The sequence below is a fragment of the Carnobacterium jeotgali MS3 genome (assembly GCF_000745125.1).
Classification (GTDB): Bacteria; Bacillota; Bacilli; order Lactobacillales; family Carnobacteriaceae; genus Carnobacterium_B; species Carnobacterium_B jeotgali.
On sequence record NZ_JQNF01000005.1, the window covers coordinates 286,231 to 302,837 of the forward strand.

16 protein-coding genes and 1 other annotated feature are annotated in these 16,607 nt (G+C 35.8%); all 16 genes read left to right on the top strand.

Features of this window, described 5'->3' with window-relative positions:
* Positions 1-157: 157 nt before the first annotated feature.
* A complete protein-coding gene (locus BP18_RS03885; RefSeq protein ID WP_007724833.1) occupies positions 158-1,297 on the top strand; it encodes a cysteine desulfurase family protein in 1,140 nt (379 codons plus the stop codon).
* Positions 1,298-1,331: 34 nt separating this feature from the next.
* Positions 1,332-2,549, top strand: a complete 1,218-nt coding sequence (gene thiI / locus BP18_RS03890) for a tRNA uracil 4-sulfurtransferase ThiI (RefSeq protein ID WP_035050353.1) — start codon at positions 1,332-1,334, stop codon at positions 2,547-2,549.
* 146 nt (positions 2,550-2,695) lie between these two features.
* Positions 2,696-4,294, top strand: coding sequence for an amidohydrolase (locus tag BP18_RS03895; RefSeq protein WP_035050355.1), 1,599 nt, complete (start codon positions 2,696-2,698; stop codon positions 4,292-4,294).
* Positions 4,295-4,447: 153 nt separating this feature from the next.
* Positions 4,448-5,113, top strand: a complete 666-nt coding sequence (locus BP18_RS03900) for a redox-sensing transcriptional repressor Rex (RefSeq protein WP_007724830.1) — start codon at positions 4,448-4,450, stop codon at positions 5,111-5,113.
* A 127-nt stretch (positions 5,114-5,240) separates the two neighbouring features.
* Entirely contained in the window at positions 5,241-5,732 is a 492-nt protein-coding gene (gene tpx / locus BP18_RS03905) for a thiol peroxidase (RefSeq protein ID WP_007724829.1), read from the top strand.
* Between the two features lie 55 nt (positions 5,733-5,787).
* Positions 5,788-6,024, top strand: a binding site (T-box leader).
* 73 nt (positions 6,025-6,097) lie between these two features.
* Positions 6,098-8,743: a valine--tRNA ligase gene (locus tag BP18_RS03910; protein ID WP_029278114.1), complete on the top strand. Its 2,646-nt coding sequence runs from the start codon at positions 6,098-6,100 to the stop codon at positions 8,741-8,743.
* Positions 8,744-8,887: 144 nt separating this feature from the next.
* Positions 8,888-10,192, top strand: coding sequence for a bifunctional folylpolyglutamate synthase/dihydrofolate synthase (locus BP18_RS03915; RefSeq protein ID WP_007724827.1), 1,305 nt, complete (start codon positions 8,888-8,890; stop codon positions 10,190-10,192).
* 28 nt (positions 10,193-10,220) lie between these two features.
* Positions 10,221-10,880, top strand: a complete 660-nt coding sequence (locus BP18_RS03920; protein WP_007724826.1) for an HAD family hydrolase — start codon at positions 10,221-10,223, stop codon at positions 10,878-10,880.
* Between the two features lie 66 nt (positions 10,881-10,946).
* Positions 10,947-11,639, top strand: coding sequence for a RadC family protein (gene radC / locus BP18_RS03925; RefSeq protein WP_007724824.1), 693 nt, complete (start codon positions 10,947-10,949; stop codon positions 11,637-11,639).
* 176 nt (positions 11,640-11,815) lie between these two features.
* Positions 11,816-12,016: a cold-shock protein gene (locus tag BP18_RS03930; protein WP_007724821.1), complete on the top strand. Its 201-nt coding sequence runs from the start codon at positions 11,816-11,818 to the stop codon at positions 12,014-12,016.
* A gap of 401 nt (positions 12,017-12,417) precedes the next feature.
* On the top strand, positions 12,418-12,618 hold the full coding sequence (locus tag BP18_RS03935) for a cold-shock protein (protein ID WP_029278117.1): 201 nt from the start codon (positions 12,418-12,420) through the stop codon (positions 12,616-12,618).
* 222 nt (positions 12,619-12,840) lie between these two features.
* Entirely contained in the window at positions 12,841-13,041 is a 201-nt protein-coding gene (locus BP18_RS03940) for a cold-shock protein (RefSeq protein WP_029278117.1), read from the top strand.
* Positions 13,042-13,256: 215 nt separating this feature from the next.
* Positions 13,257-13,457 (top strand): cold-shock protein, encoded by a 201-nt coding sequence (locus BP18_RS03945; protein WP_013710477.1) that lies wholly within the window; start codon positions 13,257-13,259, stop codon positions 13,455-13,457.
* Between the two features lie 610 nt (positions 13,458-14,067).
* Positions 14,068-15,081: a rod shape-determining protein gene (locus BP18_RS03950; RefSeq protein WP_029278498.1), complete on the top strand. Its 1,014-nt coding sequence runs from the start codon at positions 14,068-14,070 to the stop codon at positions 15,079-15,081.
* A 145-nt stretch (positions 15,082-15,226) separates the two neighbouring features.
* The gene (mreC, locus tag BP18_RS03955; RefSeq protein ID WP_029278496.1) at positions 15,227-16,078 is read left to right on the top strand and encodes a rod shape-determining protein MreC; all 852 of its coding nucleotides are present in this window, start codon (positions 15,227-15,229) and stop codon (positions 16,076-16,078) included.
* Between the two features lie 3 nt (positions 16,079-16,081).
* Entirely contained in the window at positions 16,082-16,600 is a 519-nt protein-coding gene (mreD, locus tag BP18_RS03960) for a rod shape-determining protein MreD (RefSeq protein ID WP_231549430.1), read from the top strand.
* Positions 16,601-16,607 lie beyond the last annotated feature (7 nt).

Sequence of the window (16,607 nt, forward strand, 5' to 3'; positions counted from 1 at the left end):
AATCGAATGAGAAAAAAGGCAAACAGAGTGGTGAATAAAACTGCTCTGTTTTGTTGTGTTGAAAGACTAAATACGTCTTGTATTCAAAAAAGTTTTTGTTATAATAAGTAAAGAATTTTTGAGTGCGGAACAACCTAAGAGAAAGTGTGACAATAAAATGATTTATTTCGATAATAGCGCAACAACTAGTATAGATAAAGATGTTCTACAGACCTTTGAAAAGGTAAGCCAAACCATTAATGGCAATCCTTCCAGTTTACACCAATTAGGTGACTATGCTGACGGTTTACTTCAACAATCTAGAAAGCAAATAGCTGATTTACTCCACGTTTTACCTGAAGAAATCTATTTTACAAGTGGTGGAACGGAAGGGGATAATTGGGCTATTAAAGGAACGGCAATTGAAAAACGACAATTTGGAAGACATATTATCACGACATCTGTTGAGCACCCAGCGGTCAAAGAATCAGTTGGTCAGTTGAAGATGTTGGGATTTGATGTGACGATATTACCCGTTGATCATAGCGGTAGAGTAGCCGTTTCTGATTTGAAAGAAGCTTTAAGATCGGACACTATTCTGGTTTCAATAATGGCTGTGAATAATGAAGTTGGAAGCATTCAACCTATTGGAGAGATTGAGGAAGTGTTAAAAAATTACCCAAGAGTCCATTTTCATGTGGATGCTGTACAAGCAATTGGGAAAATTCCTTTTTTATTAGGCAGCGAATCTAGAATCGACTTAGCGACTTTTTCTGCGCATAAATTTCATGGTCCTAAAGGGATGGGCTTTATGTATATCAAAAAAGGTAAAAAAATCGCTCCACTCTTAAATGGAGGTGGGCAAGAATCTGGCAGACGGAGTGGTACAGAAAATGTAGCCGGAGCAGCAGCGATGGCTAAGGCTTTACGTTTGGTACTTGAAAAAACAGAAGAAAAACAAAAGAGTCAAAAAGAAATAAAAACCTATCTAACGGAAAAATTAGCAGGATATAAAAAAGTTTCAATTTTTTCACAAAAGGAAGGTGCTCCTCATATTTTATGTTTCGCTTTAAAAGGAATCAGAGGAGAAGTTATGGTTCATGCTTTTGAAAAAAAAGAAATTTATATTTCGACAACAAGTGCGTGTTCTAGCCGTAATGGGACAACTTCCAGTACATTAGTAGCAATGAATGTACCTGAAAAAATAGCCACAAGTGCTGTGCGTATTAGTTTAACAGATACAAATAAATTAGAAGAAGCAAAGATTTTTATGGAAGAATTTGATCATTTGTATCAACAATTTAAAGATATCAAATAGATCAGAGGATTAACAGAGGGGAAGTAACTAGCACATGCAATACGATGAAGTAATGATACGCTATGGCGAACTATCAACAAAAGGAAAGAATAAGAAAATTTTTATCAAACAATTGGCTCATAATGTAAAGTTTGCTTTGCATGATTTTGAAGCATTGAAAGTCCACGGAGAACGCGACCGGATGCATTTAGAATTAAATGGTTCAGACAGTGATGCTGTTCTGGAAAGATTAGAATCTATTTTTGGCATTCAAACATACTCTCCAGTTAGACGCATAGAAAGAGATCTCGAACTTGTAAAAAAAGTTGCTGTTGAAATGATAAAAGAATTATATACAGAAGGAAAAACATTCAAAATCGCTACTAGACGTTCAGATCATGATTATGAGCTAGACACAAATGATATGAACCAACTGCTTGGAGCTGAAATTTTCAGTAAAATTGAAGGCATAAAAGTTCAAATGAAGAAACCAGATATTACCTTGCGAGTAGAAATTCGTAATGAAGGTTTCTTTCTTTCAAGCAGAACCATTTTAGGAGCAGGAGGTTTACCTGTCGGATCAAGTGGCAGGGGAATGCTGATGTTATCTGGCGGAATTGATTCACCAGTCGCCGGTTATTTAACTATGAAACGCGGTGTAGATATTGAAGCTGTTCATTTTCATAGCCCGCCCTATACAAGTCCACGTGCTCTTCAAAAAGCAAAAGATCTTGCTGCTAAGTTAGCTGCTTTTTCAGGGAGTGTTCAATTTATTGAAGTACCGTTTACTGAAATTCAAGAAGAAATCAAAAAAATCGTTCCAGAAGGTTACTTAATGACAGTTACGAGAAGGTTAATGATGAGATTGACTGATCGTATTCGTGAAGAACGGAAAGGCTTAGCAATCATTAATGGAGAATCACTAGGACAAGTTGCTTCACAGACGTTGCATAGTATGATAGCCATTAACGATGTGACGGCTACTCCCGTTATTCGACCAGTTATTTCGATGGATAAAAATGAAATTATTGAAATTGCTCAAAAAATAGATACGTTTGAGCTATCGATTCAACCATTTGAAGATTGTTGTACAATTTTTGCACCGCCATCACCTAAAACGCAACCTAAATTAGAAAAAGCACGTAAGTATGAATCTAGACTTGATGTTGAAGGGTTAATAGAAAGAGCAATGAATGGCTTAGTGATTACAAAAATTACTGTTGGAGACACATTAGAAGCACAACAAAAAGCTGATTTTTCAAGTTTGCTATAAAAATCAGCTAAAACGCTGAAAAAGGACTGAATGCATCGTATGTGCTTAGTCCTTTTTTTGTAGCTTTACTAGCATTAATTTATCAGATGTAACATGATGTTTGAGTGGTTATTCTTAAAAGGTGAATTGAGACAGGAGGATGTAAAGTGAAGTTATGGAAAAATGGTCTTTTTTATACAATGGAAAACGAAGGAGAAACCGTTTCAGCTGTGATCACTGATAATGAGAAAATAGTAGCTGTTGGCGAGGAAGCAGAGTTGAAAAAAAACTTTGTTAAACATTTGACTGAAGAGATTGATTTAAATGGAGAAATAGTTTTTCCTGGTTTTGTAGACAGCCATTTACATTTGTTGTGGTATGGCTTGAGTCTTGCTCGTTTAAATTTAAATCAATTGAAAAGTAAAACAGAAAGCATGGCTAAGATACGAGAAGCCGTTCAGCGGTTATCGCCTAATGAATGGTTATTCGTGGAAGGTTACAATGAAAATGAATGGCAAGATGACTCAACACCTATAACCAAAATAGACTTAGATGCTATCTCAACAAATCACCCCCTATTGGTTCGTAGAATTGATTATCATAATGTTGTGATCAACACGCCGTTGATCAATAAAATTGGAATCAAAGATGGGCAGATCTATAATGGTGGTGGAGAGATCCAATTAGATCAAGAAGGTAAAGTCACTGGGGTTTTAAAAGATGAGGCTACAAATTTAGCTATAAACGCTTTTCCAATGGCAACACCAAAAGAGCAAGAGGAATACTTAACATTAGCAATTGAAGATTTATGGGCAAAGGGAGTAACGGGTGGTCATTCTGAAGACTTGCATTATTTTAACGGCTTTGAAGGAACGTTGAAGACGTTTCACGATGTCATTGAAGAGAAAGAAAAAGCTTTTCGGGTTCATTTACTAATTCATCATGAGGAACTGAAAGCATATAATCATTCCGAGGAAAGTTTTCTAGATGGCAATCCTTTTATAGAATTAGGTGCTATGAAAATATTTTATGATGGAACTGTTGGATCTCAAACAGCATTAATGAGTCGGCCTTATGCTCGGAGCACTAATTATGGTCTACAAGTTCAAACAGATGAAGTTTTTGTTTCTTTAATAAAAGCTGCACGCAAAGCTGAGTTACCGGTAGCTATCCACATATTGGGAGATCATGCGTTTAAAAAAGTAATAGAAACACTTCGTGAGTATCCGCCGCTAATTGGCCAACTCGATCGTATGATTCATACACCTTGGTTGAATAAAGAACTGCTAAAGGAAGCAAAAGATTTGCCGTTGATTTTTGATTTACAGCCGCAATTTATGAGCAGTGATTTGCCTTGGGCGCTTGATGTTTTAGGTGAAAATCATCCGCCATTAGTTTTTGCTTGGAAGAGTATAAAAGATGCTGGGTTTCCTATTGCTGGAGGAAGTGATGCTCCAGTTGAAATACCTAATCCTTTTTATGGCATACACGCAGCTGTTACAAGAACTGTAAGAGGAACAGAAAGTACCAAAAGGTATTTTCCAGAAGAGGAATTATCAGTATTTGAAGCTCTGTCTCTCTATACCACAGGAAGTGCTGCGGCTGGATATAAAAAAAATTCTAGAGGGAAAATAAAATCAGGTTATCTAAGTGATTTTACTATTTTAAAACAGAACCCTTTTAAAGTGAAAACCGAATTTTTATGTGACATAGAAGTTTCAAAGACCGTCATAGGTGGCGAGATAGTATTTCAAAATAATGATTAATCAGTAGTAGAGTACGTTTTACTATGAAGATGGCTAATAAGGGTCATCTTCTTTTTTTGTTCAATATAATTGTGATTAACATCACAATTATATTGAGTTAATCGCTAAAAGATGATATGATAATTAAGAAATTGAATGTCAGGAGGAGAAAATGTGGAACTAAATCCCAAGATACACCAAATTCCAAATGCAACGGCTCATAGGCTACCTATTTATTATCGGTCTTTAAAAAAATTGAATGAAGCGGGTGTAGAGCGTGTTAAATCAAAAGAATTAAGTCAGATGACACAAATTCCTTCTGCGACGATCCGACGTGATTTTTCGCATTTTGGTGAATTAGGCAGAAGTGGATATGGTTATGAAGTTGTTTATGTAACAGAAGTTTTTCGTGAATTGTTAAATGTGAATAATATCATTAATGTTGTACTTGTCGGAGCTGGAAACCTTGGACAAGCGATATTAAGAAATAACTTTAAAAAAGAAAGAAATATCATCATCAAAGGTGCTTTTGATAATGATTCAAGTCAATTTGGGAAAGAAATTTCAGGTATCCAAATTTTACCAATGGAACAAATGAAGGATTTTATTATAAGTGAACAAATTTGTACAGCTATTTGTGCTGTACCTAGTGAGGTATCTCAAGAAGTAGTGGAACAACTGATTGATGCAGGTATTACTTCTATTTTAAACTTTGCACCAGGAAGAATAAAAGTGCCCGTTAACATTCAAATGAAGTATATTGATTTTTCTAGCGAAATTTTTACCATGGTTTACCAAAATGAAGCTCTTTACCCGGCTAACTTAGTTGAAGAAGACTAGGATTACAGCTGAAAAAAAGTGAAAAAGCAGAACGGATTAGATTCGTTATTTTATGCTGGAATATTGCTTTAAAAAAGGATTCTTCGTATACTATTCTAAGAGAAGTTATAGAATAGGGAGTGTTCGTATGGAGATAACGAGAAAAGGTACACCGTATAAATTAAAAGGGGTACAACCAAAAGTTGGCAATAAAGCACCTGATTTTGAAGCAGGAAATTTAACAGATGAACAAATTAAGTTAAGTGACTTTGCTGGTAAAGTGGTATTAATCAGTGTGGTACCAGATATCGATACGCGAGTATGTGCGTTGCAAGCAAAAGAATTTAATAAAATTGCGAGTGAATTAGAGGGTGTCCAACTAATTACGATTTCTAATAATTCCAAAGAAGAACAAGCTGATTGGTGTGCTGGAAAAGATATTTCAATGGAAATGTTGCACGACAGCAATTTAGAATTTGGCGAAGCGTATGGTTTAGTAATGGAAGAGCTAGAAAAGTTAGCTCGTTCAGTGTTCGTAATCAACCCTAAAGGCGAAATTACTTATCAAGAAATTGTTTCAGAGATGTCTAGCGAGCCCGATTATGATCAAGCTATCAAAGCGGCAAGAGCTGCGCGCTGATAAAACAGTAAGAAGCATATTGAAATATAGCTTTTTTAATGCTACTATATAAAAATAAAAGGCAATGAACAAGAGGAGTAATTTTATTTGCTGGCTTTGAGAGAATAGAACAGATGCTGAGAGTTCTTAGTCACAGTAAAATGAAGGTAGCTTGGGAGCTGGCAAGGTGAAAGTAAAGTAACTTTGTTCGGAGTAACGATCCGTTAAAAATGGAACTAAGAGGTATACTTTTGAAGATAACAAAAGTGTGCAATATAGGTGGTACCGCGAATGAACAGCATTCGTCCTAATAATAATTTATTATTAGGATGGATGCTTTTTTTGTTTTTCAGATTGATTAAGTGAAAGTATAAAGGAGAGATAAAATGACAGACGAATTGAAAATGTCTACTAAATATCAACCGAATGAAGTAGAAGCTGGTCGTTATGATAAATGGGTAGAAAAAGGCTTGTTTAAACCAAGTGGGGATAAGACGAAAGAACCTTATTCTGTGGTTATTCCGCCTCCCAATGTAACTGGTAAACTGCATTTAGGTCATGCTTGGGATACAACTCTGCAAGATATCATTGTTAGACAAAAAAGAATGCAAGGGTACGATACATTATGGTTGCCAGGAATGGACCATGCTGGAATTGCAACTCAAGCAAAAGTGGAAGCGAAACTTGCTGAGGATGGAATTTCACGTTACGATCTTGGACGCGAGAAATTTATTGATACCGTATGGGATTGGAAAGAAGAATATGCAAGTGTTATTCGCGAGCAGTGGGCAAAAGTTGGGATTTCAGTTGACTATAGCCGCGAACGTTTTACGTTAGACGATGGATTATCTGAAGCGGTACGGAAAGTATTTGTTACAATGTACAATAAAAAATTGATTTATCGTGGAGAATACATCATCAACTGGGATCCAAAAGCTAAAACGGCTTTATCTGATATCGAAGTGATTCATAAAGATGTTGAAGGTGCTTTTTACCATATGAGTTATCCTTTAACAGATGGAAGTGGAGTAGTTGAAATTGCTACGACCCGACCTGAAACGATGTTAGGTGATACAGCAATTGCGGTACATCCTGAAGATGAACGTTACAAACACTTAGTCGGTAAGACCGTTATGTTGCCATTGATGAATCGTGAAATTCCTATCATTGCAGATGAGTATGTTGAGATGGATTTCGGTACAGGTGTAGTGAAAATAACTCCTGCTCATGATCCTAATGACTTTGAAGTTGGGAAACGTCATGATTTGCCACAGATAAATGTGATGAATGATGATGGTTCAATGAATGAGTTAGCTGGTAAGTATGAAACGATGGATCGATTTGCAGCTCGTAAAGCTATCATAAAAGATTTAGAAGCTGAAGGACGACTAATCAAAATTGAAAAAATGATACACAGTGTTGGTCATTCAGAACGTACTGGTGTTGTAGTAGAACCGAGATTATCCACACAATGGTTTGTAAATATGGCTCCATTGGCTAAAGAGGCTATTGAAAGCCAAGGTACAGAAGATAAAGTGAACTTTGTACCAGAACGTTTCGAAAACACGTATATGCGTTGGATGGAAAATGTTCATGATTGGGTTATTTCACGTCAATTATGGTGGGGTCACCGTATTCCAGCTTGGTACCATAAAAAAAGTGGCGAATTATATGTAGGAATGGAAGCTCCTGAAGATAGTGAAAATTGGATGCAAGATCCGGATGTTTTGGATACTTGGTTTAGTTCAGCACTATGGCCTTTTTCTACAATGGGATGGCCAGATGAAGAATCTGAGGATTTCAAACGTTATTTCCCTACAAATACACTTGTAACAGGATACGACATCATTTTCTTCTGGGTTAGCCGTATGATGTTCCAAAGTATAGAATTTACTGGAAAACGTCCGTTCAACAATGTATTGATCCATGGTCTTATTCGTGATACTGAAGGTCGGAAAATGAGCAAATCCCTAGGAAACGGAATCGACCCTATGGATGTTATTGAAAAATATGGAGCTGATGCACTACGTTGGTTCTTGTCAAATGGTTCTGCTCCAGGGCAAGATGTTCGTTTCAGCTATGACAAAATGGATGCTGCTTGGAACTTCATCAATAAAATTTGGAATGCTAGCCGTTTTGCTTTAATGAATATGGAAGACTTTACTGTCGATCAAATTGATTTGACTGGTGAAAAAACAGTTGCGGATAGATGGATTTTAACTAAGTTAAATGAAACAGTTGAGAAAGTAACCGATTTATTTGAACGCTTTGAATTTGGTGAAGCTGGACGTCATTTGTACCACTTTATCTGGGATGATTTTTGTGATTGGTACATCGAAATGAGTAAAGAAGTATTGTTTGGCGAAGATGAAACTGCGAAGCAAATGACTAGAAGTATATTAGCTTATGTATTGGATCAAACGTTACGTCTATTGCACCCAATTATGCCTTTTGTTACAGAAGAGATTTGGGAAAATATTCCTCATGAAGGAGAATCATTGGTAGTAGCTGAATATCCAGTCGTACATCCGGAATTATCTGACGAAGCAGCAACGAAAGGTATGGATGTATTGATGGAATTAATTCGTTCCGTTCGTAATAGTCGTGCGGAAGTAAATACACCTTTGTCTAAAAAAATTGAACTTTTAATCAAAACAAATGATCAAACCGTTGAACAATTCTTGAAAGCTAATACATCTTATATCGAAAGATTCTGTAATCCTGAGACTTTGACGATTTCAAGCGAAATAGAAGCTCCTGAAACAGCAATGTCAGCTGTGATCACAGGTGCTGAGATATACTTGCCGTTAGCTGGATTGATTAATTTGGAAGAAGAAATCGCTCGTCTGAATAAAGAATTAGACAAGTGGAGTAAAGAAGTTAAACGAGTTGAAGGGAAACTAGCAAATAAAAGATTTGTAGAAAGTGCTCCTGATGCAGTAGTTGAAGCTGAAAAGGCTAAACACGTTGATTATCTTGAAAAACAAGTTGCAGTAACCGAACGTATAAAAGTATTAGAAAACCAGCTTTAATCGTTAAAAATCGATAAAATATAAAAACGAGCAAAAACTAGGATACAGTTAGTTTTTGTTCGTTTTTATTGTAAGCTAGTGAAAAAGACGTTAGGGTAGTTTATAATTAGTTAGGATAGAATATAGAAAAAGTGGAGGTAAATCATGTTTGCTACCTATGAAGAAGCACTGAACTGGATTCATACTACTAGAACGTTTGGCAAAAAACCAGGACTAAAACGAATGGAATGGATGTTAAGCCAAGTAGGGCATCCGGAAAGAAAATTTAAATCAATCCATATTGCGGGAACAAATGGTAAAGGTTCTACGTTGGCTTTTTTAAGAGGCATGCTGGAAGCTAATGGCCAAATAGTTGGAACCTATACGTCTCCTTATATTGAACTATTTAACGAGCGCATTAGTGTCAATGGTGATCCTCTATCCGACGCCGAAATTTTACGTTTAGCGAATATTGTCTATCCATTAACTAAAGAGCTGGAAAAAACAATACTTGGTGAACCAAGTGAATTTGAAATTATTACGATGATGATGCTGCTTTATTTTGGTGAAGGCCATGCGGATGTCGTTTTGATAGAAGTAGGTATTGGAGGGACGTATGACTCGACAAATGTTATCACTCCAATCGTTTCAGTTATTACAACTATCGGATTAGACCACATGAATTTGCTTGGAGATACATTGTCTGAAATTGCAGGAAATAAAGCAGGTATTATTAAAGCAACTGTTCCTGTAGTAATTGGTAAGATAGGAAAAGAAGCAATGACAGTTATTGAAAATAAGGCTGCTGAACAAGATAGCACATTGCTAAAATACAATCAGGATTTTTTTGTTACAAAATGGCAAACTCTTCCGACGTGGGGAGAACAGTTTGTCTTTGAAGACGATTTTATCCGTCTCAGCCCCATTCAAATAGAGATGTTAGGTCGTCATCAAGTGGAGAATGCTGCTGTAGCTGTTGAAACTTTACGAGTTTATAGTCACGAAACTGGATTAGCTATAAATCATGAAAAGTTGCTTAGTGGTTTAAAACATACTTTTTGGCCTGGAAGATTCGAAAGAATAAACGAACAACCCTTGTTGGTGTTAGATGGCGCTCATAATGAACACGCAATGAAAACACTAATTGAAACAATTAAAAAGAATTTTGCGCAACAAGAGGTTTATATTATTATGGCTACTATGCGAGATAAAAATATTCAAGGAATGGTAGATCAGCTAGAAGAAATACCGAATAGTCATCTGATACTTACGAGTTTTGATTATCCTAGAGCAGCTGGAATAGAAGAGTTAAGTAAGGTTGCGCTAAAGAACGGAGCAGTAACAGAGCACTGGCAAAAGGCGCTAGTAGATTCGCTTAATGAGATGGATGAAACTGGTATCGTGCTTGTAACGGGTTCGCTCTATTTTATTTCTGAAGTCAGGAAATACCTAAATGAAACGAATGATTAAAACTTAAATAAACTATGGGGGTAAGAAAATGGCTAAAGTTGAAGCTGTAATTTTTGATATGGATGGTCTGATGTTCGATACAGAAGTTCTTTATTATGAAGCTAGTAAAGCAGTTGCAAAAAAGAATGATTTAACCTACACATGGGAATTTCACGAAAAGTATATTGGGATTTCTGATGAAGAATTCCACAAAGCAATCCACTTGAAATATGAAACTAAACAAGCTGAAACACTGATTAATGAGAGTGGTAAAGCCTTACTTGAACATGTTGAAATTAATGGGCTACGCAAGAAAAAAGGGTTACTTGAATTGTTGGATTATTTAGAAAGCAATTCAATCAAAAAAATTGTTGCCTCAAGCAGCATCAAGTCACTGGTCACTTTATTTTTAGAAAAGGAACAGTTATCGCACTATTTTGATGCTATTATTGGGGGAGATGAAGTCTCACGTGCAAAGCCGAGTCCTGAGATATACGAAAAAGCATGGAAGAAAGTGGCTATACCTAAAGAAAAAACGCTTGTGTTAGAGGATTCGCTTAATGGGATTCGCGCAAGTTATGATGCCAACATACCGGTTATTATGATCCCAGATCTAATACAACCGACGGATGAAGCTAAAGAAAAAACTGTAGCGATTCTTGATGATTTAAGCGCTGTAAAAATGTTTATTGCACAACAAAATCAATAAATAAAAAATAAAATCGACTTCTCCTTTTTCGCGGATAGTAATATTGTGAAAAAGGAGGATTTTTTTATGACAATGAAAAGTACACATCTGATTAATGAAGTGCCCAGTCAATCAAGGCCGAGAGAAAGGTTAGAGTTGTATGGTGAAAAAGCTCTTGCTAATCATGAATTGCTTGCTATATTGCTGAGGACAGGTACAAAAGGAACCAATGTTGTAACACTTGCTATGGTAATGCTCAATCATTTTGAAGATCTTTATCATTTGAAAACAGCTTCAAGCCAAGAATTGATGACTATTTCTGGGATTGGGAAGGTAAAAGCACTCGAATTAAAAGCAGCTATTGAAATAGGTGTCCGCATTTCACAAGCTTCACAAATTAAAATCGGTCAAATTACTTCTAGCACAAAAGCTGGCGAGATGCTTTTAGTAGAAATGCAGGGATTGCAACAAGAAAATGTCGTCGTTCTTTATTTAAATACCAAAAATGAAATCATAAAAAAAGAAACGATTTTTATTGGTGGGCTGAATTCGTCAGTTGCACATCCAAGGGAGATTTTTAGGGGAGCTGTGAGGTATTCAGCAGCAAGGATAATTGTAGGGCACAATCACCCTTCGGGTAATCCTGAACCTTCTGAAGCGGATATTCAGTTTACACGTAGGATGTCCGAATGTGGAGAACTGATGGGAATTGAACTGCTAGATCATATCATTATTGGGGAACAGGAATTTATCAGCTTAAAAGAAATTGGAGTCTGCTGAAAATATACAATTTGTTTAAGGGATTATACATAATGGTTGCTTAATTAAAATACTCATGCTATACTTACGTTGAGTTTTTGTTAGGTAGAAAATAGAATTGTTTCAGAACATTCCAATTCGCACCGCAAGCAAGAATATCACTATATGTGCTACAAGGCACGAGGAGGAATTTCATTATGGAACAAGGTACAGTAAAATGGTTTAACGCAGAAAAAGGTTTTGGATTTATCGAACGTGAAGGAGCAGACGATGTATTCGTACATTTCTCAGCTATCCAAACTGACGGATTCAAATCTTTAGAAGAAGGACAAACAGTAACTTTCGACGTTGAAGAAGGAAACCGTGGACCTCAAGCAGCAAACGTAAACAAAGCTTAATTCAAAATTAAAATTGTTTGAGAAGTTAGTCTTAGGACTAGCTTCTTTTTTTGTTTTACAATAGTTAGTCTGGTGACTAAAAATCGCCTACACTATTTTTATAGGCGTTTCGTCAAAATAGTATGGATGTTTCTGATCGCTATACCGTTAGATCAAGAAATAGTTACTAATCTTAAACAGATTAAACGCGGATAAATGCTCTTTGAATAAAAGAAAGTTCGTAAAAATAATCTCTAATTATTAAAGAAATGTACATAAAGGTTGCTTAATTAAAATACTCATGCTATACTTACGTTGAGTTTTTGTTAGGTAGAAAATAGAATTGTTTCAGAACATTCCAATTCGCACCGCAAGCAAGAATATCACTATATGTGCTACAAGGCACGAGGAGGAATTTCATTATGGAACAAGGTACAGTAAAATGGTTTAACGCAGAAAAAGGTTTTGGATTTATCGAACGTGAAGGAGCAGACGATGTATTCGTACATTTCTCAGCTATCCAAACTGACGGATTCAAATCTTTAGACGAAGGACAAGCAGTAACTTTCGACGTTGAAGAAGGAAACCGTGGACCTCAAGCAGCAAACGTAAACAAAGCTTAATTTAAAATTAAAATTGTTTGAGAAGTTAGTCTTAGGACTAGCTTCTTTTTTTTGTTTTGTTAAAAGAAAATGTGCAAAACGGTTGCATAATTAAAATACTCATGCTATACTTACGTTGAGTTTTTGTTAGGTAGAACAAAGAAATGTTTCAAAACATTCCGATTCGCACCATTAGCAAGAATATCACTATATGTGCTACAAGGCACGAGGAGGAATTTCATTATGGAACAAGGTACAGTAAAATGGTTTAACGCAGAAAAAGGTTTTGGATTTATCGAACGTGAAGGAGCAGACGATGTATTCGTACATTTCTCAGCTATCCAAACTGACGGATTCAAATCTTTAGACGAAGGACAAGCAGTAACTTTCGACGTTGAAGAAGGAAACCGTGGACCTCAAGCAGCAAACGTAAACAAAGCTTAATTCAAAATTAAAATTGTTTAAGAAGTTAGTCTTAGGGCTAGCTTCTTTTTTGTTTAAAATACGATGTGTTTCTCTTGAAATATTAATAAATGGATGCTACAATTACTGTAATGTTTTTGTTAAGGATCACGTAGAATTGTTTTAAAACAGTCTGAGTCGTACCGTTAGCAAGAATATCAATATATGTGCTATAAGGCACGAGGAGGAATTTCATTATGGAACAAGGTACAGTAAAATGGTTTAACGCAGAAAAAGGTTTTGGATTTATCGAACGTGAAGGAGCAGACGATGTATTCGTACATTTCTCAGCTATCCAAGGCGAAGGATTCAAATCTTTAGAAGAAGGACAAGCAGTAACTTTCGACGTTGAAGAAGGAAACCGTGGACCTCAAGCAGCAAACGTAAACAAAGCATAAGCTTATAAAACTTTAATTTGTTTAAAACCTAGTGATTCTTCACTAGGTTTTTTTTGCTATGAAATAGTGCCAAAAGAGGCTCGATACTTTTTAGTGTGGATAGATGAATTTAATTCATGCTTAACACTTCTGGAGGAATAGGATTGCTTGTAGCCCTGTAGGAAAATGAAAGGGTAGCACTGTGGGCACTCATGCCCAAGTCTATCATGTTTGTAAGCGGCTGAAGCAGCAACAACCATGACAACTTTAGGCTTAAGACGGTACCAGGGGCTCTTACAAGCAAATCCGTCTATTCCGAAAGAATTTTTAGAAGCATTCACACTATTTGACGAAGAGCCCTAAAAGATTGTTTGATTTTTTAGTAGACTGTTTCATTTTGGTTACTTATATATGGAATTACTTAAATTTATGTTAAAATATAAAAAATACAGATGTCTTAACTAAAAAAATACAGTATGATGGTTTCGGTTAGAGCATTCTATTCTTTTTTTTGCTATACTGTTTAAGTGTCTACCTTTCAGTATTAAATGATAGAGATATAATGGCTATGAAATTGAAAAAATAAAACTTTAAGTATGAAGATCAGGTATATTTGAGAGGATGAAATTATTTGTTTAGATTTGGTAATAAAGATATAGGAATTGACTTAGGTACTGCAAATACAAATGTATTTGTTGCAGGAAAAGGGATTGTATTAAGAGAACCTTCAGTAGTTGCTAAAGATGCTGTAACAGGAGAAATAGTTGCAGTTGGTGAAGATGCAAGAAACATGATTGGGAGAACACCCGGTTCAATAGTTGCCATTCGTCCCATGAAAAATGGAGTTATCGCGGATTATGATACAACAGCGGCAATGATGAAATATTATATTGAAAAAGCAATAGGTAAATCAACCTCTAAACCATTTGTTATGATTTGTGTGCCTAGTGGTGTAACAGAAGTTGAAAAGAGAGCAGTTGTAGATGCAACAAGAATGGCAGGAGCAAAAGATGCTTTTATCATTGAAGAACCTTTTGCAGCAGCAATCGGAGCAGGACTACCTGTTATGGATCCTACAGGAAGCATGGTTGTAGACATCGGTGGTGGAACGACAGATGTAGCCACTATAGCATTAGGCGGAATCGTTAGTAGCCGTTCTATTCGTTTAGCTGGAGATCGCATGGACGATGTGATTATTCACTATGTACGTAAAAAATTTAATTTGCTTATTGGTGAACGTACAGCTGAACAAATTAAAATTCAAATTGGATGTGCTTCTGTTGAAAAAGCAGCAGAATACGGAGTCATGGATATCCGTGGTCGTGATTTGTTAACAGGATTGCCACAAACGATTGAAATTTCAGCAGTTGATATCGCTGAAGCCATTCAAGAAGTTGTAGAAGGTATTATCGTTGCAGTTAGAGAAACGCTTGAAGAAACTTCACCTGAAATTTCAGCAGACGTTATCGATCATGGAATTGTCTTAACTGGTGGTGGTGCACTACTAAAAAATATAGGCGACGTCATCGCTGATGAGACAGATGTTCCTGTTTTTGTCGCAAATGAACCATTAGATTGTGTTGCACTTGGTACAGGTGAGTCACTAAAACACATTGATATTTATAAAAAGAGAGCAAATAGATAAGCAAGCCTAAATAAGGTTATAAAGGTGCGGGAAGTTTATTTTCTTCCCGCATATTTTCATGTAAAAAAAGAAGTAACTTAGGCAAGTTATTTAGGTTAACTTATGTTAAAATAAAGGAAGCCTGTAAAATTAATGAGGTGATGTTTTGAATCAGTTTTTTTCAAATAAAAAGCTAATCATTTTGTTAGTAAGCATGATCGTCTCTTTAGGTCTGATAGCTTTTTCAATCACAGGGAGCGGAAATATTCCTATCATTCAACAGCTTACTAATGATATTACAGCAGTTGTGTCTCGTGTAGTAGCAAAACCAACGAATGCAGTTGTTGATTTTTTAGAATCAGTAGATGGTCTAAAAAACACGTATGAAGAAAATCAATTGTTAAAATCAAAAATCGATAAATTGTACGAAACAGAAGTAGAAATTGCAGATTTAAAAGAAAATAATGACAAACTTAAAGAACAATTAGATTTAACGGCGACTCTATCTGATTATGAATCTATTAATGGTGCAGTACTCAGTCGTAACCCAGACAGTTGGGTCGATCAAATTGTTGTGGATAAAGGAAGTCAAAACGGTATAGAGTTAGATATGTCGGTAATGTCAGGAAATGGACTGATAGGACGTGTTGTTGAAGTCAATCCTACTAGTTCTAAAGTTCAATTAGTCACAACGCTAGATCAAAATAATAACCGAGTTGCATCATCTGTTAACACAGAAGAAGGCGTTGTACATGGTATCATTAACGGATACGATGCTGAAACAAATCGGTTGGTAATGAAACAAATTACTACTGAAGCGACATTAAAAGAAGGCGACCAAGTGATGACATCTGGTTTAGGAGGCGTATCTCCTAGTGCATTATTGATTGGAACAATCGATGAAGTTAAATTAGATTCTTTTGGGCTATCTCAAGAAGCCTATATCATTCCAGCAGCAGATACGAATGATATTCGGTATGTCACCTTTATTAAACGAACCGCTGAAAGTGGTGAGTAAATGATGGTAAATTGGAAAACGACTACTTTAATTCCGTTAGTTATTACTTTTTTCTTTTTGCTAGATGGACTATTGATGGCCATTTTTTCAGAGCAATTTCTTGAAGGAACAAAAGTCATGACGCCAAGGTTGATTGTATTAGTGCTGATATTAATGTCATTTTATATACCAAGAAGTAGGATGATTGTTTATGGTGTTGTTTTTGGTTTAATTTATGACAGCTATTATGTAGGGATTTTAGGAGTTTATGTGCTGTTATTTCCTTTAGTTATTTATTTAACGGAAAAACTGAAAAAAGTTCTTAACCCTAATCCTATTGTCATTGGTATGATGGTCATTATAAATTTAAGCTTGATAGAAACTTACCTTTATTTATTTTACCAATTGTTAGGATACACAACTATTAACGGGGCAACATTTTTGGCAGATCGATTAGGACCAACGTTGCTTTTGAATTTAGTCTTATTCATTATTGTATTTTATCCCTTGAAAAAGATAACGGAACGCATTCAAGGTGAGTAGACAGCAG